This is a genomic window from Rahnella sp. RcJ3, from assembly GCF_009498575.1.
GTDB classification, from domain to species: Bacteria; Pseudomonadota; Gammaproteobacteria; order Enterobacterales; family Enterobacteriaceae; genus Rahnella; species Rahnella aceris.
In genome coordinates this window covers 50051-67550 of the sequence record NZ_QSNX01000001.1, presented here as the reverse complement: position 1 = coordinate 67550, position 17500 = coordinate 50051, and the positions used below count along the sequence as shown (strand labels likewise).

Here is a 17500-nt window from a genome sequence, read left to right as displayed (position 1 = left end):
TAAATATCAAAAATCGTATTCTAAAAAATGACTTTTAGCCTGCCAATGAAAAAGCCACGGAAGGGGTTTCCGTGGCCTGATTGGCGAAACATTCGTCAGACGATCATGCTTTTATGTCTTCGAACATTCACCCGATGATCATTGGTGCGCGGTAACGCTGCGCGGGCCGCTGATTTTGTCATAAATCCCGACCAGTACCAGCATTAATAATGACGGGGGTAACCAGGCAAGACCTTGTGCAGCCAGGGGCAGGTTTGCGGTCCAGGCTGGCATCAGGTCAACAAAAGCAGACGCCTTGATACCATCAACAATACCGAACACCAGGCTTACCAGCATGACCGGCGCCACGATACGCGTGGTGCTGTTCCACCAGCGCAGGGTGAAACTCAGCACAACCAGCGCGATACATGGCGGATAAATCGCCGTCAGTACCGGTACTGAAATCGCAATCAGATGGCTCAGGCCCAGGTTGGACACCAGCATGGAGAACAGACCCAGAATGAAGACCAGTGTTTTGTAAGACAGTGGCAGATACTGAGCAAAGAATTCCGCACAGGCACAGGTCAGGCCAACCGCCGTCACCATGCAGGCGATGAAAATCAGCGCACCGAGGAAGAAGCTGCCCACACCGCCGAAGGTATGTGCCACATAGGCATGCAGAATAATCGCACCATTGGTCGCATCAGGCACCAGTGAAGCGCTGTTTTCGCCGAGCTTGAACAGGCTCAGGTAAACCAGCATCAGACCCAGACCGGCAATCAGCCCTGCCAGCACGGTATAACGGGTCAGCAGTTTGGCATCAGATACACCACGGGAACGCGCGGCATTGACGATAACAATACCGAACACCAGCGCGCCCAGCGTATCCATGGTCAGATAGCCGTTAACGAAACCGCTGGAGAACGGCACTGTCTGGTAAGCATCCACCGCTGGCATCGGAGAACCGGCTGGCCAAAGTACGGCAGCAATACCCAGTGCAGCCAGCGCCACCATTTTCAGCGGCGCGAGGAAATGGCCGACAGTATCAAGCAAACGTCCCGGATACAGGGAAATGCCGATGACCAGGGAGAAATAGATCACGCTATAAATCAGCAGAGGCAGCGGGCCGTCACCGGTCATCGGTGCGATACCCACCTCAAAAGAAACGGTTGCCGTGCGTGGCGTGGCAAACAGCGGGCCAACAGCCAGATAACACACAGTGGCCAGAAGAATACCGGCACCACGACCAATTGGCGTACTCAGGGCATCCACACCGCCGCCAACGCGTGCGAGTGCAATTACCGTCATCACCGGAAGTCCGACTGCGGTGATCATAAAGCCGGCAGCAGCCCACCAGACGTCATGACCTGCCTGCAAACCAACCATTGGCGGGAAAATAATATTCCCCGCCCCGACGAATAAGGCGAAGGTCATGAAACCCAGCGCCAGAATATCTTTATTTGTTAAACGAGTACTCATGATGGGTGTCGTGTTGCCTGTTCAAATGAATAAAGTGTCCGATGCTGCCGTCGTGCCACGTCGTCAGAAAGATGAATGGCATATAACAGCCAGAGAGCACCCATGTGAGGAGCGAAGTGAGCAAAAACGCCTGATGATATGCAGATGATTACGTTGTTATGCAGGGAGTATCGAGCGACAGCGGGGGCTAAGGTAATCTTTTATAGCGTATAAAGGCAAGCCGGGATCCAAAAAGCAGAGTGTTTAACCAAATTAATGTTACAAGGCAGGTATATTCACTAAATACTGCGATAAACACACCATATGATATGTATGATTTTTGAACTAATGAAGCACAAGATATGCTCCGATAAGATTAAAAATGCGTGAAATCACCACTTTCAGGTTATTTCACGCACAGTTTACAGCATATTTACAAGGTCATCATTTGACCTCTTTCAGGGGTTACCAGACGCGGGCAGCAATATCGACCACCAGTTTTAGTTTTTCCCACTGCTGCGCTTCGGTCAGGCTGTTGCCCTCTTCCGTTGACGCAAAGCCACATTGCGGGCTGAGGCAAATCTGGTTGATATCCAGATATTCCGCCGCCTCGGCCAGACGTGATTCCACGGTTTTTGCCAGTTCAAGCTCACCGGACTTGGTGGTGATCAATCCCAGAACCGCCTGCTGATGGCCTTTCTTAATGAAACGCAGCGGTTCGAAGCCACCGGAGCGCTCGTTGTCATATTCCAGGAAGAAGGCATCGATGTTCACGCCACCAAACAGGATCTCCGCGACAGGTTCATAGCCGCCTTCAGAAATCCAGGTGGAACGGAAGTTCCCGCGACAAACATGCAGACCAATCACCAGATCATCAGGTTTACCGGCAATCGCTTTATTCAGCACGTCAGCGTAAGTACGTGCTAACTCTTCCGGAGAATCGCCACGTTCGCGGATCTGCTTCTTCTGATCTTCAGAACACAGATAAGCCCAGACGGTGTCATCGAGTTGCAGATAACGGCAACCGGCATCGTAAAACGCTTTAATCGCATCCCGGTAAACCTGCGCCAGATCGTCAAAATACGCTTTCAGATCCGGATACACTTCTTTGCTGATGGCGTTACGGCCACCGCGGAAATGCATCACACTCGGGCTTGGAATGGTCATTTTCGGCACAGCACTTCCGCTGATGCTTTTCAGGAAACGGAAATCTTCCAGCATCGGGTGCGAGCCGAAACCGAGCTTGCTGACCACTTTAATGCTGCGCGCTTTAGTCTGTACGCCGTTGAACTGGATCCCCTGCACCGCATCGTAACCTTCCACACCTTCCAGACCTTCGAAGAAATCGAAGTGCCACCATGCGCGGCGGAATTCACCGTCAGTGACCACTTGCAGACCCGCTTCGCGCTGCAATTCCACCACGCGGCGAATTTCGGTGTCTTCCACGGCACGCAGCTGCGCGGCATCAATCTCACCGGCCTGAAACTGCTTACGGGCTTCTTTAATCGCCGCCGGACGCAGGAAACTGCCAACGACGTCTGCACGGAATGGAGGGGTTGTACGTTGCATGAAGAACTCCTTAATAACATCCCGCCGGTGGCGAAATGCGAATGATTCACAAAGTAAATAATTACACTGCGTTATATTTAGACATCTGGATGTCTAAACGTCTTTAAGAAGATACTGTCATGCAGGGTGTTAACGGGCAACAGAGGAATTTTCATGGGACATGAATAAAGTTCATGATCGCTTCATCATTTTTCATGATGCTGGACAATATTCGCCCCATTGCGATCTGTAGTAATAAATACTATAGTTTATTTTACCAGGGACGATGACATGAACTGTTTACGTATTTTTGTTACAGAGGATTTTCACGACTTCATGACCGCCAGCAAACTGTCGGAAAAGGATATCCTCAAGTCAGCACATGAACTGGCAAACGGACTTTTTGATGCGGATTTGTCCGGCAACGTTTACAAGAAGAGAATTGCACCGTCAGGGAGATCGAAGTCAGGGTTTGGCCGGGCAGTCATCGCTTTTCGTTTTGAAGATAAGATCTTTTATATCGACGGGTGGCTGAAAAATAGTGTCCGCAAGAAAGGCAATGAAATTCCCGACAAACTTCTGTCTTTATATAAAGCAATTGCTAAAGATTTGCTCAACTTCACAGAGCTTCAACTCGAAACAGAACTTCGAAATGGATTAATTAAAGAGGTGATTTCTAATGGTTGATGAACGTTTGCTAAAAATGCAGCGGATGGCTCAACGCTTCCATGATTCATCTGGCGTGGTAACACAAACCACGATGCGTGAAATTAACAAAATAGTTGATGAAGCCGTTCAGGAGGAAAGACTGAAAGCCTTCGCAGAAAGCTCTGCTGAACGCATTCGCGCTTTGCGTGAGAAAGAAAAAATCAGTCAGGGCGTACTGGCAAGACTCATCAATATGTCCGCCAACAGCATTCAAAAATGGGAGCGGGATGAAACCAAACCCACCGGAGCGGCGCTGATCTTACTGATGCTAATTGAAGAAAAAGGTTTACAGATCATCTGCTAAAAGAAGCCACAGCTTGTTGCTGTGGCTTGATTTTTATCCCTTTACGCCGCTTTGGCTGGCCTGTTCCTGAGGAACAATCAACTTCGGCGCCAGCGTAAACATAAACCGGGTGCCGACGCCGACTTCACTCATGACTTCAAGTTTCGTGTGGTGATGGCTGAGCGCATGTTTGACGATTGCCAGTCCCAGTCCGCTGCCGCCGGTCTGACGTGAACGGGCTTTATCGACGCGGTAGAAACGTTCGGTCAGGCGCGGCAGGTGCTGCGGCGCAATGCCCGGTCCGTTGTCGCTGATCTGGAACTGTGCGCCATGCGGCGTTTGTTGCCAGCTGACTTCAATCCGTGTCCCCGCTGGCGTGTGGTTAACCGCGTTATACACCAGGTTCGACACCGCGCTGCGCAGTTGATCTTCATTACCAAAGACCTTCAGCTTGTCGTTTACGCGAAACACCACTTCATGCCTGCCGTTGCTTAACGTTTGCACTTCACGTTCGAGCATGCCGAGCATCACCGGAATATCGACTTTCTCGTGCAAATCAATATTCGCTGAGGCTTCGATTTTCGACAGCGTCAGCAGCTGCTTCACCAGCCCGTCCATGCGCCGCGTCTGTTCCTGCATGGTATCCAGCGCTTTAGTGCGGAAAGGCTCTTCCAGCTTGGCGTCTTCCATCATTTCCAGATACCCCTGCAATACCGTCAATGGGGTTCTCAGTTCATGACTGACGTTAGCGAAGAAGTTACGCCGTGCGCCTTCAAGCTGACGCATCTGGGTCACGTCGCGTGCCACCATCAGCAGTTGTCCTTCGGAATAAGGCATGACGCGAAACTCGACATAATGCTCATTATTGAGTTGTAAATTCAGCGCCCGGCTGAAATCGCGGGTCTGGATCCACAGCCGGAATTCCGGATAACGCAGCAGGTTGAAGATATGTTGCCCGTTATCTTCCGGCCAGCGGAAACCGAGCAAATCCTGCGCCAGTCCGTTACACCAGAAAATATTGCCATCTTCAGTGGTCAGCACCACGGCATCCGGCAGCGATTCGGCACCGCTGCGAAAACGTTTGATGAGCTGACCTAATTCCCGACGGCGACGCCGGTTGCGTATCTGCATCTGGTTCAGCCCGTAAAACAGCGGCTCCCAGCTCCAGCGCCCATTCGGTGGCGTAATGCTGCGGTCGAGCCACAGCCAGTGAGAGAGTTTAAGCTGGTTGTAATAATTCCAGCCCAGTGCCGCCATCAGCGACACCAGGAGGAGCCAGCCGAAATGGCCGACGAAGATACCGAGAATTAACGCTGGCAGGCAAAAGAGAAACAATTCACCCGCCAGTCGTTTCCATGACAAACGTTCTAGCACACAGATTCTCCGCTGTGAGGGCTCAATAACGCGTTGAAAAACGGTATCCGGTACCACGAACAGTCTGGATCATTCTGTCATGTCCACTGGTTTCCAGCGCCTTACGTAAACGACGAATATGCACGTCAACCGTGCGATCTTCCACATAAACGTTAGTGCCCCAGACGTTATTGAGCAACTGTTCGCGGCTGTATACACGTTCGGAATGGGTCATAAAGAAGTGTAATAACTTAAATTCGGTCGGCCCCATATCGAGCGCCTGCTCGTTGGCCATTACCCGGTGAGACGACGGATCCAGGCTTAACCCCTGCATGTCGATCACTTCTTCCACCGCCATTGGCGAGATGCGACGCATCACGGCTTTAATGCGGGCAACCAGTTCTTTCGGAGAAAACGGTTTAGTGATGTAATCATCGGCACCCACTTCAAGGCCGCGCACCCGATCTTCTTCTTCACCGCGTGCGGTCAGCATCATCACCGGAATTTCGCGGGTCAGTGCCTCACGTTTAAGATGCTTAATAAACTGAATACCGGAACCGCCAGGTAACATCCAGTCAAGCAGGATCAGTTCAGGGTAAGGTTCAACAAGCTGCCCAATCGCTGAATCAAAATCCTCAGCTTCTACGGCCTGATAGCCATTTTGTTCCAGTACAAAACACACCATTTCACGGATTGGAGCTTCGTCTTCAACCACCAATATACGTCTAGCCATCGTAGGTCCTGCCAATAGGTTAGCGATCTTTTATTTGATTGCGGGCGCCATTATGCGTCAGTTTTGTGACAGATTTATGAATGAAAAGAATGGTTCATTACAGTCAACTATGACAGATAATTTTCGGCCATCTTGCTGAAATTGGTCTGATTTATCGGGGACAGCTTCCCCTGCCGACGTTTATACTTTACCTCATTGTCGTCATCCAGGGTTCATACGGGAGTCTCATGCGCCTGATCCACACGTCAGACTGGCACCTCGGCCAGTACTTTTTCACTAAAAGCCGTGCAGCCGAACATCAGGCATTTTTGCGCTGGCTGACCGGTCAGGTGCAGCAACATCAGGTCGACGCCGTGATTGTCGCGGGCGATATTTTCGACACGGGATCCCCACCCAGTTATGCCCGCGAATTGTATAACCGCTTCGTGGTGGAATTACAGCAAACCGGCTGCCAGCTGGTGGTGCTGGCTGGTAACCACGATTCTGTCGCCACGCTCAATGAATCGCGCGAGCTCCTTTCCTGCCTGAATACGCGGGTGATTGCCACCGTCGGTGAAAACCTTTCTGAACAGATTTTAGTGCTCAGTCAGCGTGACGGGAAACCCGGTGCGATACTGTGCGCTATCCCGTTTTTACGCCCGCGTGATCTGCTCGCCAGCCAGGCGGGACAGTCCGGCAGCGACAAGCAACTGGCATTGCAGGAAGCCATCGCCGCGCATTATGACGCGCTCTGGCAGGCTGCGCAGGCCAGACGTGACGAACTGGGCATGCCGCTGCCTATTATTGCGACCGGCCATCTGACGACTGTCGGCGTCAGTACCTCTGATTCCGTGCGCGACATCTATATAGGTACGCTCGATGCGTTTCCGGCGCAGGCCTTTCCGCCGGTCGATTATGTGGCACTGGGTCATATTCACCGTGCACAATGCGTCGCCAAAACCGAACATATCCGTTACAGCGGCTCGCCGATTGCCCTGAGTTTTGACGAACTGAGCAAAGCTAAAAGTGTGTACTTACTTGATTTTGATGGTGCGACGCTCAACGCCATCGACACACTGGAAATCCCGGTTTTCCAGCCGATGCAGATAATCAAAGGCTCGCTGGTGGAGATTGAACAACAACTGGCACAGTTCGAAGGCGGTGATCCGGCCAAACCGGTGTGGCTCGATATTGAAGTCTCCACCCAGGATTATCTCAGCGACATCCAGCGACGCATTCAGGCGCTGACGGAAGATCTGCCGGTAGAAGTCGTGCTGTTACGCCGCAGCAAAGAACAGCGCATCAACAGTATTGAGCAGCAGGAAAAAGAAACCCTCAGCGAACTGAGCGTCAGCGACGTGTTTGAACGACGACTGGCGCTGGAACCGGCCCCTGACGAGCCGCGTCAGGCTCGGATGCGCACGTTGTTTGCGCAGGTGGTTGAACAGGTTACCAACGGTCAGAACGCGGAGGACAGCGCACAATGAAAATTCTCAGCCTGCGTTTAAAAAACCTGAACTCGCTGGAAGGCGAATGGAAAATTGATTTCACCGCCGAGCCGTTTGCCAGCAACGGATTATTCGCCATCACCGGTCCGACCGGTGCGGGGAAAACCACCCTGCTCGATGCCATTTGTCTGGCGCTTTATCATCAGACGCCACGGCTGAACATTACACCAAGCCAGAATGAACTGATGACCCGCCACACCGCAGAATCGCTGGCCGAGGTGGAGTTTGAAGTCAAAGGTGTGGGTTACCGCGCTTTCTGGAGCCAGCGCCGCGCCAAAAATTCCCCTGACGGCAATCTGCAGGCACCGAAAGTCGAGCTGGCGTTACTGGCCGACGGCAAAATTCTGGCGGATAAAGTGCGCGATAAACTCGATGCCATCGCCACACTGACCGGGCTGGATTTCGGTCGTTTCACCAAATCCATGATGCTTTCACAGGGGCAGTTCGCCGCGTTTCTGAATGCCGATGCCAACGACCGCGCCGAATTGCTGGAAGAACTGACCGGCACCGAGATTTACGGTCTGCTTTCTCAACGCGTGTTTGAGCAACATAAAGAAGCGCGCATTGCGCTGGACGGTCTGCATCAGCGTATGGCCGGAATCGAACTGCTCAGCGAAGAACAGCGCCAGACGCTCGAATCACAACGTGCTGAACTGAACGCGCAGGAAATCAGCCTCAGTCAGCAGGCGCAGCAGCGCCAGCAGGATCTGAACTGGCTGCAACAGTGGCAGCAGGTGCAGCAAAAACAGCAGCAGTCTCAGCAACAACTGACCGCCGCAGAGCAGGAAAATCTGGCCGCCGCGCCGCAGTTACAGCAACTGGCGCGCAGCGAACCGGCAGAAAAACTGCGTCCGTTACTCAATGATCGCCAGCGCTGTCAGGATGACGCGCAGCGCCTTCAGCAATTACTGATACAACTGACGCAGCAGCAGGAGCAGCAGATTGCACAGATGACGCCGCTGAGTCTGGCGGTGGAACAGGCGCACACTGCACGGCAGAAACAGGCGGAAGAACAGCGTCAGATGCAGACGCTGATCGAAGAAAAAATCCTGCCACTGGATAGCGAAATCGCGCAATGGCGCAAATCGCTGGTGGAAACACAGCAGGCGGTCAGCGAGTCGCAGAAACAGGCTGGTGAACATAGCGCGACGCTGCAGCAAATCACGGCGGAACGTCAGAAACTGGATGAGGAAAGCCGCCAGCATCACACCCGTCAGGCCGCGCTGACTGAAGCCCTTAACGTTGCACAACAACGTCAGGCTGAACTGGAAAAACAGTACCCGCAGGTAGTGTTACAGAAACGTCAAACCGAACTCATGCAGCTCCGGCCGGTGCGGCAGCAGCTGTTTTCACTCTCGCAAATCTTCCCGCAACTGAACCAGCGCGTGCAGCAACAGCATAAAGATTTTGCGCAGTACCAGACGGTGCTGGCCGAAGAAGAACTGCGTCTGGGCGCGATCCGTCTGCAATGTCAGAAACAACTGGAACATCTGAACGACGTCAAGGCGCTGCATAAACAGGAAATGCTGATCGTCAGCCTTGAAGCCGAACGCGCGAATTTGCAAAGCGGCAAAGCCTGTCCGCTGTGCGGCTCAACATCACATCCGGCGATTGAACATTATCAGGAGGTTAAACCTTCTGAAACCGCGCAGCGCGTCGAGAAAATGCAACTGGAATTCGATGCAGCAAAAGCCAGCGGTATCGAACTGGCGGCGAAAATTAAAGGCCTGAAAGAGCAACAAACACGGCTGCAAACTCAGCTTGAGCAGGATCAGCAACAACTGAATGCACATACCCTGAACTGGCAACAACTCAGTGCGCCGCTGAATCTGACGTTTACGCTGCATGATACCGCCGACATCACGCAATGGCTGACCGCCCGCGATGAGGAAGAGCAGCAGTCGCAGGCGCGGCTGAGCCAGCACGAACAGCTGGCGCGGGCCCTGCAACAGGCCAAAGATGCCCTGAACGACGCACTGAATGCACAGCAGAAAGTGCAGCAGCAAAGTGCCTTGCTGACAGAGCGCGTTACCCGGCTGGAAGAGATGCAGGCAAAATCTCAGCAAGACCTCGTGCGGTTGCAAAAGCAACTGGCGGAAGGTGAAAAATCCCTTTCTGAGCTGAATGCCCGACGCCTCGAACTGTTCGGAGAGCGTCAGGTTGCTCAGGTTCGCGAGCACTTACATCAGCAACAACAGGCGACAGAACAAGCACTGAGTGATGTCCAGACCGCGCTGCATAAGGCGCAGGAACAGCGCGACCAGTTGGCCGGTCAGTTGGCCAGTACTCAGCAGCAACAGTTACAGACCGCCGCACAACTGACGCAGGTGGAACAGGCGTGGCAGCAGGCATTGAGCGCCAGTGGATTTTCGGATGAAGCCGCAGTGAAACTGGCGCTGCTCGACGACGCGTTGCGCCAGCAGCTTCAGCAACGCAAAGAACATCTGCAACAACAACTGGCACAGGCGCAGGCATTACTGGCGGATGCCCGTCAGCAGCTCGAAAAACATCAGCTTGCCCGTCCTGCACATCTCAGTGAAACCGACAGTGATCTTAACGCCCTGACGGTGCAACAGGCGGAGCTGGCACAACAACTGAAAGTCCTGCAACAACGTCTGGGCGAAGTGAAAAATCAGCTGGAAAGCGACAAGCAACGCCACCATGGTCAGCAGACGCTGATTGCACAGATTGCGCAGGCGCAGCGAACCTGTGATGACTGGGGTTATCTCAACCAGATGATTGGCTCCAGCGACGGCGCGAAATTCCGTAAATTCGCGCAGGGTCTGACGCTCGATCATCTGGTGTATCTGGCCAACCGCCAGCTGGAAAAATTGCACGGACGTTATCTGTTGCAGCGCAAAACCAGCGATGCGCTGGAACTGCAAGTGGTCGATACCTGGCAGGCCGATGCCGTGCGCGATACCCGCACGCTATCCGGCGGCGAAAGCTTCCTGGTCAGCCTGGCACTGGCCCTGGCGCTGTCCGATCTGGTCAGCGATAAAACCCGTATCGACTCGCTGTTCCTCGACGAAGGTTTCGGTACGCTCGATGCCGACACGCTGGATACCGCGCTGGATGCGCTCGACAGCCTGAATGCCTCGGGTAAAACCATCGGCGTGATCAGCCATGTCGAAGCAATGAAAGACCGCATTCCGGTACAAATCAAAGTCACCAAAGTGAATGGTCTGGGCATCAGCCGCCTGAGCAGTGAATTTAAAGTCTGATCCCTCGCCACTGCCGGGCAGGTTGCTAGATAAATTGCTAGCTGCATGCCCTGCGGTGGATCCTTTTTGTGAAAGCGTGCACAAAAATCGCACCAGTTCAGTGCGCGCTTTTTCCTCAACCTGCTGAATTTACGTTTATTCCCGCTGCCGGAACGAACTGGCACGCCCTGTGCTTAACGTTATGTATACAAGTTGCAGTACAAGTTGCAACGTCCTCATAACCGCTTAGGGAACCGCCAATGAAAAACATCAAACCTGAAGTTGATAAAAAACGTCGCCAGCTGATGAAATGGCTCGCCATTACCGGCGGAGTGTCCACCCTTGGCGGAATGATCCCGACGTCAGTTTTTGCAGCCGACGACGATGAAATTCGTATTGGTTACTGGCCGATTGTCGGTGGTTTGCCGCTGTATGTGGCACTGGAACAGGGCTTTTTTAAACAAGCCGGGCTGAATGTGAAAGGCGTTAAATTCGCCAGTGCCCAGCAAATTGTCGAAGGGATGATCACCGGCAGGATCCACGGCTGCGCCAACGGCACGGCAACCGGCGCGCTGGGACTCGGGGCGATCACCTCACCGGGTCTGTTCAAAATTATCTGTTCTAACCCGTCAAACCATACGCTGGTGTTAGATGAATTTCTGGTGCCGCTCAACAGCCCGGCAAAAGCTATCAGTGACCTGAAAGGCAAGAAAATCGCCTGCGGTCCGGGGATCCAGAACGTCACGATGGCGAAAATTATTCTGGAGAAAAATGGCTTCACTAATCCGTCAGTCATTGAACTGCCGGTCGGACAACACGCGCCTGCTCTGGCCGCCGGGCAAATTGACGGCGTATATACGCTCGAACCGACCGGCACTGTCGGACGCATGAAAAACCTTTCGCGCACACTCGAAACCGGCGTTATTTCTAAATACGTGCTTGGCAACGCCGACGCCCCGTGGTTCGGCGGCGCAGCGGCACTGAACGCCAGTTTTATCGCCAGCAAGCCGGAAGAAACCAAAAAGTTTATTGCCGCTTATCAGAAAGCGGTGGAATTCATTGCGGCTCACCCTGATAAAGCGCGCGAAAACGTCGCCGGTTACACCAGCATTGAACCGGCGCTGGTCAAAGAAGTGCCGCTGCCGGGCTTCGTGATGTATCCCGATTTGAAAGGCGACAACCTGCAATGGTTCCAGAAGTTTTATGACGTCTTTACGGAAAGAAAAATCTTCAGCAAGCCGGTGGATGTCGCTTCGCTGATCTATCAGGGATAAGGAGAAACAGGATGACTTCACGCTGGTCTTCAAGGTTACTGCCGCTGGTCGGCCCGGTACTGCTGTTTTTATTCTGGCAACTGGCCGTCAGCGCAAAATGGCTGAATCCCGTGCTTCTGCCCTCGCCGGTCGAGACAATCGGCTACATGTTCCAGTCATTTTCCGACGCGTCCATGCGCACCGACATCGGCGCAACCCTTTACCGCACGCTGGTGTCTTTTGCCTTTGCCGCCGTAATTGGCGTGCCGCTGGGCGTAATTTTGGGCAGCAATGAAAAGGTTTACCGCAGCCTGGAATTTTTGATCGACTTCTTCCGCTCCACACCGTCGTCAGCGCTGATCCCGCTGTTTATGCTGATTTTCGGGATTACTGACGCCAACAAAATCGCCATTGCTGCCTTTGCCGCTGTGCTGGTCATCCTGTTCAACAGCGCATACGGCGTGATGAATGCCAAAAAAACGCGCCTGATGGCCGCCAAAGTAATGGGAATTTCCCGCTGGCATATTTTCAAAGACATCATGCTGATGGAAAGCCTGGCACAAACCTTTGTCGGCCTGCGCACCGGCGTGTCGATCGCGCTGGTGATCGTGATCGTCGCCGAAATGTTTATCGGATCAGAAACCGGACTCGGCCACCGGATCATCGATGCCCAGCAGGTGTTTAACATCAAAGATATGTACGCCTCGATCCTGATCACCGGCGCGCTGGGTTATCTGCTCAATCTGGCTTTTTTGCTGATCGAGAAAAAAACCGTCCACTGGAGTAGCAAAGCATGACGCACCCTCTCTCGCTGAACCCTGATTATAAAGGCCCGCAGTTGCCGCAATATGCCACGCGACCGGACACCCATGTGACGATCCGCGGACTGAGCAAGGCGTTTGCCGGACAGCCGCTGTATACCGACCTGAATCTCGACTTACCGCGTGGAAAAATCGTGTCGATCTTCGGGCCGAACGGCTGTGGTAAATCGACCTTAATGAACATGATCGCCGGTCTGATCCCGGTAGATAAAGGCGACATTCTGTTCGACGGCAAAACGCTGGCGCAAACCACCATCGGCTATGTGTTTCAGAACTACCGCGACGCGCTGTTTCCATGGATGAGCGCCCGCGCCAACATCGCCTATCCGCTGATACGCCACGGCATGAGCAAAGCGGATGTGAATGCGCGGGTCGAAGAACTGACGCAGATGTTTGATATCCGTTTCGACCTGAAACGCTATCCGTATGAGCTTTCCGGCGGACAACAGCAAACTGTGTGCATCATGCGGGCGCTGGCGACGCGTCCGGAAGTGATGTTCCTCGATGAGCCTTTCTCGGCGCTGGATTTCGAGATGACGCTGTTTATCCGCGATAAATTACAGGAAGTGCAACTGGCGACCGGCGTCACTATGCTGATTGTTTCGCATGACCTGGAAGATGCGGTATTTCTGGCGGATGAGATTTTACTGCTGACGCGGCGGCCGACGCAGATTGCGGAAATCGTGCCGTTCGACCTGCCGCGCCCGCGAGGGTCGGAAATCATGAGCCACCCGGAATTTATCCGCGTGAAGGCGCACACGCTGGAAGTCTTTAAACGGGAGATGGCGCTTTAGCTGGCGGCAGTCTGCCGCCACTGACGCGGGCTGACGCCAAACCAGCGGCGGAAAGCCCGCGAAAAGGCACTGACTTCGGAATACCCTAGCAGCAACGCCATTTCGGAAATCGGCAGTTGTTGCTGTTGCAGATAATGCGTCGCCAGTTCGCAACGGACGTTATCCACCAGTTGGGTAAACGTCAGGTTCTGTTCGCGCAGGCGGCGTTGCAGCGAACTCGGCGACATACCCATTTTTTCGGCCACTTCATCAAGCACCGGCTCGCCGCGTAATAACGCCTGACGTACCCGCGATCGCACGCTGTCGGTGAGCGACTGCTGCGACGGCGCATCCGCATTCAGACGGCGGATCGCATCCTGCATGACCAGCAACAGCGTCTGATCCCGTTCCGGCATCGCCCGCTGTAAATCGCGTTTGACGATCAGCAGGGAATTGTACGGCTGATCGAAATACACCGGCGCATCAAATACTTTGCAGTGTTCATGCCATTGCTGCGGACGCGGATGCTCAAAATGCACCTCACGCGGCGCCCAGTTTTTCCCCAGCCCGTGACGCAATAAATTGAGGATCATCCCCAGCGTCAGTTCCGCATCCTGCCGTCTGCACAGAATGCTGCCGTGCCGCACCTGATAATCGAACCGGTAATGATCCCCCTTATCCACCAGCCGCGTCAGCGTATTGTGCTGATGAAAGGGAAAGGCATTCACTACGTTTTGCAGCGCGGTTTCTGCCGAAGAAGAACATAAACCGATGTAGCCAATCAGCCCTAATGACTGCGGTTTGAACTGTTTCCCGTAATGCAAACCGAAGTTATCACAACCTGACTGCGCCGCCGCTTCTTCCAGAACCTGACAGTAATTAGTCAGCCCGAGACTCAGCGTAGGTTGTTGCAGCAATTCAGGATTGATGTGGCAGATGCCTAGCACACGATCGACATCTGCCCCTTTGGCCTGAATAAAATCGCTCAGGCCGCTGGCGGCTGCGGCCAGCACCCCCCGGTGGCTGTCATTGCTGCGCGTCAGCGCGTTCAGCGCATTGCTGAAACCGGCTCCGGAAGCCGTTGAAGAAAGGCCTGTCTGCATCGTCTTTTACTCCCTTTATGTCGGCAATAAAAAGTGTCGGTGATAAAAGAGAATTGCAAGTTCCGTACCAGCACCTTGCTTCACATCTCCGGGTGATAAACCAATGCAATACAATGAGATAAATTTTCGGCAGTTTTGCCAGCCGCGCCTGCGCCCTGCTACGGCGCCCGCTTTTCGTGCAGCTTCATCCGATCACAAAGGGATGATGCGCCTTCGCCAGATACTCACGGCACAGGCGCAGGCTCTCTTGTTCCCATTCATTGCCAAGGCTTTGCGCCATTTCCGTGGTGGCATGCGATCCGCGCCAGGCCAGCAACTGAATCCGCCGCTGAATAATCAGTGTCGGGATCACCGCCAGATCGGCATCGCTCACGTGACAAATACGTGCGTAACCTTCCAGCCAGTGGCGGACCCACGCCTGCGCCCGCGGATGATGTTCAACAAAACTGATCGCCGCCGCCGCATCATGCAGATACCAGCCCATACCGCAGTCATCAAAATCGATCACCCGGGTTTCACCTTTGTGCAACAGTAAATTCGTCAGGCGCAGATCGGCGTGGATCAGCCCGTAGCGCTGTGCACTCTTGCCGTAACTTTTCAGCACGCTGCCGGTGTGCGCCAGCGTCTCTTCAATCAGCGGGATCCCGGCCGCCGTCATGCCCGGCGCATCCTGCCAGCGGCCCCAGTGACCGTGCGGGCCGACCATGGTATCGCTGTCCCAGATAATACGGCGAAACCCGGCCGGATGCGGCCACTGACGGCTGTGCTGATGCAGGCGCGCAGTCACTTCCCCCAACTGAGCAAACGCCCGCGGATCCACATCCGTGGTTGGCATTTCGCCCTCAATCCAGCGAAAAATCACCACATTGCGGTTTTCAGTTTCGCTCACCGCGACAGTTTGCACAGCGGTACCATCCCGCCCTTTTACTGCCTCAGGCACCTGAATCTCGCTTTCACGCAGCGCATCCAGCCACGCCAGTTCACTCTCTATTTCATCCCGCTGGTGATAGCCCCCGCGGTGAACACGCAGTGCATAACGTTCGCCGTCGGGGCAGCGCAGTAAAAAAGTGGCATTTTCCGACCGGCAGATCAGCGAAAGATGCCCTTGCAGATCAGGGGAATAGCGGCGCAATGCTTCTGTTGCCAGCAGATTCAGGCTGGTGTCATCGAGCATGTCAGATTGTTTTGCAGTCATCAGGTTCCACTCCGTACCGGTTAAATCAAATCGATATTGCGGATAGCCAGAATGGAAGGGGCGCGTTTTCGTCGCTTGACTCAGGAACAGCAAATGTTGACCGCAAAACACGCGTGACGCGCTGACGGCGAAAAGTTGACTGCAACGCACAGCAGTCAGCGCGCTGAGGTCAAGTTTTACCGCTTTCCCCGGCGCATTATCAAATCACCTTCCGCCGTCATGGCATTTTTTTGCACACCGGCAGTGACGTTGAAACCGCCTGTCAGGAGATGACTCTCATGTTGAAAACCAATGCGTTTGATGCCGCCAGCAGCGGCAATATTTCAGCCGACAATCTGGCGATGATAGAACGCCGCCGTCGTTTGCTGGGCCCGGCTTACCAGTTGTTCTACAAGAATCCAGTGCATCTGGTGCGCGGCGAAGGCGTGTGGGTGTATGACGCTGATGGCCGCCGTTATCTCGACGTCTACAACAACGTGCCTTCCGTTGGCCATTGCCATCCTCATGTGCTGGAAGCGCTGGTGCGTCAGGCATCCACGCTGAACACGCACACCCGTTATCTGCATGAAAATGTCCTGAACTTCGCCGAAAAACTGGTGGGCACCATGCCCGCTGAGCTGAGCCAGGTAATGTTCACCTGCACGGGCAGCGAATCTAACGATCTGGCGCTGCGTATCGCCGAAGATTTTACCGGCGGCACCGGCGTTATCGTCACCGAATTCAGCTATCACGGCATGACCAAAGCGATTGCCGGGCTATCGGCCTCGATGGGGCCATACGTTAAAGTGAACGGTGATGCGCGGGTGATTCCGGCACCGGTTCACCACCCGGCTAACCCGGCTGAAGTTGGCAAGCGCTTTGCCAACGACATCCGTGCCGCACTGGCGGATATGGATCGCCATGGCATCAAACCGGCTGCCCTGATGATCGACACCTTCTTCACCAGCGACGGCGGTTTCTTCGATCCGGCCGGTTTTCTGAAAGAAGCCATCGACGTTATTCACGAAGCCGGGGCGTTGTATATCGCCGACGAAGTCCAGCCGGGCTATGGCCGTTCCGGCGAACATATGTGGGGCTTCCAGCGCCACGGCGTGTTGCCAGATATCGTGACGCTCGGCAAACCGATGGGTAACGGACACCCGATGGCGGGCATCACTATTCAGCCGCACATCCTGGAACGCTTCGGCAGTGAATCGAGTTATTTCAATACCTTCGGCGGCAATACCGTGTCTTCTGCGGTCGGGCTGGCGGTGCTGGAAGTCATCGAGCAGGAAAACCTGATTGCCAGTGTCGGGCTGGCGGGTAAAGCCATTCTTGACGGCATCAACGCACTCTCTCAACGCTTCCCGGCGATTGGCAGCGTGCGTGGCGCAGGGCTGTTCGTCAGCGTCGATTTCGTCAACGAAAACGGCGGGCCGGATTCCGTTACCGCGCTGGCGGTGGTCAACGCACTGCGCGAAGAAGGCGTGCTGATTGGCGCCTCCGGCCCGCATGCCAACATTTTGAAGATCCGCCCGCCGCTGGTCTTTACCGCAGAACACAGCCAGATCCTGGTCAATGCGCTGGAAAACGTTCTGAGCAAGATGTTCTGACTGAAGCGGGT

At 54.1% G+C, this 17500-nt stretch carries 14 protein-coding genes; 8 read left to right on the top strand and 6 right to left on the bottom strand.

Going from position 1 to position 17500, the window contains the following annotated elements:
* Positions 1 to 138 precede the first annotated feature (138 nt).
* Together brnQ and DXU84_RS00310 are read right to left on the bottom strand one after the other, a co-directional pair.
* Complete coding sequence (gene brnQ, locus DXU84_RS00315; RefSeq protein WP_013576677.1) at positions 139 to 1458, bottom strand: branched-chain amino acid transport system II carrier protein; 1320 nt, start codon at positions 1456 to 1458, stop codon at positions 139 to 141.
* 444 nt (positions 1459 to 1902) lie between these two features.
* On the bottom strand, positions 1903 to 3006 hold the full coding sequence (locus tag DXU84_RS00310; RefSeq protein ID WP_153374566.1) for a cobalamin-independent methionine synthase II family protein: 1104 nt from the start codon (positions 3004 to 3006) through the stop codon (positions 1903 to 1905).
* Between the two features lie 270 nt (positions 3007 to 3276).
* On the opposite strand from DXU84_RS00310, the gene DXU84_RS00305 reads away from it, so the two are divergent.
* Both DXU84_RS00305 and DXU84_RS00300 read left to right on the top strand, forming a co-directional pair.
* Entirely contained in the window at positions 3277 to 3672 is a 396-nt protein-coding gene (locus DXU84_RS00305; RefSeq protein ID WP_037036797.1) for a type II toxin-antitoxin system RelE/ParE family toxin, read from the top strand.
* Entirely contained in the window at positions 3665 to 3997 is a 333-nt protein-coding gene (locus DXU84_RS00300; protein WP_013576680.1) for a DNA-binding transcriptional regulator, read from the top strand. The genes DXU84_RS00305 and DXU84_RS00300 overlap by 8 nt, the downstream gene beginning before the upstream one ends.
* Positions 3998 to 4030: 33 nt before the next feature.
* Here DXU84_RS00300 and phoR read toward each other — a convergent pair whose 3' ends face one another.
* Together phoR and phoB are read right to left on the bottom strand one after the other, a co-directional pair.
* Positions 4031 to 5350 (bottom strand): phosphate regulon sensor histidine kinase PhoR, encoded by a 1320-nt coding sequence (phoR, locus tag DXU84_RS00295; RefSeq protein ID WP_013576681.1) that lies wholly within the window; start codon positions 5348 to 5350, stop codon positions 4031 to 4033.
* A 22-nt stretch (positions 5351 to 5372) separates the two neighbouring features.
* Positions 5373 to 6062 carry a phosphate response regulator transcription factor PhoB gene (gene phoB, locus DXU84_RS00290; RefSeq protein WP_013576682.1) on the bottom strand — a complete coding sequence of 230 codons (690 nt, stop codon included), beginning with the start codon at positions 6060 to 6062 and terminating at the stop codon, positions 5373 to 5375.
* A 227-nt stretch (positions 6063 to 6289) separates the two neighbouring features.
* Between phoB and sbcD the strand changes: the two genes are divergently transcribed.
* The 5 genes from sbcD (at position 6290) to DXU84_RS00265 (ending at position 13620) form a co-directional block, all read left to right on the top strand.
* A complete protein-coding gene (gene sbcD / locus DXU84_RS00285) occupies positions 6290 to 7528 on the top strand; it encodes an exonuclease subunit SbcD (RefSeq protein ID WP_013576683.1) in 1239 nt (412 codons plus the stop codon).
* Positions 7525 to 10773 (top strand): exonuclease subunit SbcC, encoded by a 3249-nt coding sequence (gene sbcC / locus DXU84_RS00280; protein WP_153374564.1) that lies wholly within the window; start codon positions 7525 to 7527, stop codon positions 10771 to 10773. Before sbcD ends, sbcC begins: the two co-directional genes overlap by 4 nt.
* A gap of 239 nt (positions 10774 to 11012) precedes the next feature.
* A complete protein-coding gene (locus DXU84_RS00275) occupies positions 11013 to 12026 on the top strand; it encodes an ABC transporter substrate-binding protein (protein ID WP_037036793.1) in 1014 nt (337 codons plus the stop codon).
* A gap of 11 nt (positions 12027 to 12037) precedes the next feature.
* Positions 12038 to 12802, top strand: coding sequence for an ABC transporter permease (locus DXU84_RS00270; protein ID WP_037036792.1), 765 nt, complete (start codon positions 12038 to 12040; stop codon positions 12800 to 12802).
* Entirely contained in the window at positions 12799 to 13620 is an 822-nt protein-coding gene (locus DXU84_RS00265) for an ABC transporter ATP-binding protein (protein ID WP_037036791.1), read from the top strand. Before DXU84_RS00270 ends, DXU84_RS00265 begins: the two co-directional genes overlap by 4 nt.
* Here the strand turns inward: DXU84_RS00265 and DXU84_RS00260 are convergent.
* Both DXU84_RS00260 and DXU84_RS00255 read right to left on the bottom strand, forming a co-directional pair.
* A complete protein-coding gene (locus DXU84_RS00260) occupies positions 13617 to 14702 on the bottom strand; it encodes an AraC family transcriptional regulator (protein ID WP_119261899.1) in 1086 nt (361 codons plus the stop codon). The genes DXU84_RS00265 and DXU84_RS00260 overlap by 4 nt on opposite strands.
* A gap of 184 nt (positions 14703 to 14886) precedes the next feature.
* Entirely contained in the window at positions 14887 to 15897 is a 1011-nt protein-coding gene (locus DXU84_RS00255) for a phosphotransferase enzyme family protein (RefSeq protein WP_112198706.1), read from the bottom strand.
* Positions 15898 to 16175: 278 nt separating this feature from the next.
* On the opposite strand from DXU84_RS00255, the gene DXU84_RS00250 reads away from it, so the two are divergent.
* Positions 16176 to 17489: an aspartate aminotransferase family protein gene (locus DXU84_RS00250; protein ID WP_153374562.1), complete on the top strand. Its 1314-nt coding sequence runs from the start codon at positions 16176 to 16178 to the stop codon at positions 17487 to 17489.
* Positions 17490 to 17500: the final 11 nt, after the last annotated feature.

Bases quoted from the DNA above. Each gene is read 5' to 3' on its own strand.
- DXU84_RS00310 (WP_153374566.1), bottom strand. From the start codon at position 3,006: ATGCAACGTACAACCCCTCCATTCCGTGCAGACGTCGTTGGCAGTTTC.
- sbcD (WP_013576683.1), top strand. From the start codon at position 6,290: ATGCGCCTGATCCACACGTCAGACTGGCACCTCGGCCAGTACTTTTTC.
- brnQ (WP_013576677.1), bottom strand. From the start codon at position 1,458: ATGAGTACTCGTTTAACAAATAAAGATATTCTGGCGCTGGGTTTCATG.
- DXU84_RS00250 (WP_153374562.1), top strand. From the start codon at position 16,176: ATGTTGAAAACCAATGCGTTTGATGCCGCCAGCAGCGGCAATATTTCA.
- DXU84_RS00300 (WP_013576680.1), top strand. From the start codon at position 3,665: ATGGTTGATGAACGTTTGCTAAAAATGCAGCGGATGGCTCAACGCTTC.
- DXU84_RS00265 (WP_037036791.1), top strand. From the start codon at position 12,799: ATGACGCACCCTCTCTCGCTGAACCCTGATTATAAAGGCCCGCAGTTG.
- DXU84_RS00270 (WP_037036792.1), top strand. From the start codon at position 12,038: ATGACTTCACGCTGGTCTTCAAGGTTACTGCCGCTGGTCGGCCCGGTA.
- DXU84_RS00260 (WP_119261899.1), bottom strand. From the start codon at position 14,702: ATGCAGACAGGCCTTTCTTCAACGGCTTCCGGAGCCGGTTTCAGCAAT.
- sbcC (WP_153374564.1), top strand. From the start codon at position 7,525: ATGAAAATTCTCAGCCTGCGTTTAAAAAACCTGAACTCGCTGGAAGGC.
- DXU84_RS00275 (WP_037036793.1), top strand. From the start codon at position 11,013: ATGAAAAACATCAAACCTGAAGTTGATAAAAAACGTCGCCAGCTGATG.
- DXU84_RS00255 (WP_112198706.1), bottom strand. From the start codon at position 15,897: ATGACTGCAAAACAATCTGACATGCTCGATGACACCAGCCTGAATCTG.
- DXU84_RS00305 (WP_037036797.1), top strand. From the start codon at position 3,277: ATGAACTGTTTACGTATTTTTGTTACAGAGGATTTTCACGACTTCATG.
- phoB (WP_013576682.1), bottom strand. From the start codon at position 6,062: ATGGCTAGACGTATATTGGTGGTTGAAGACGAAGCTCCAATCCGTGAA.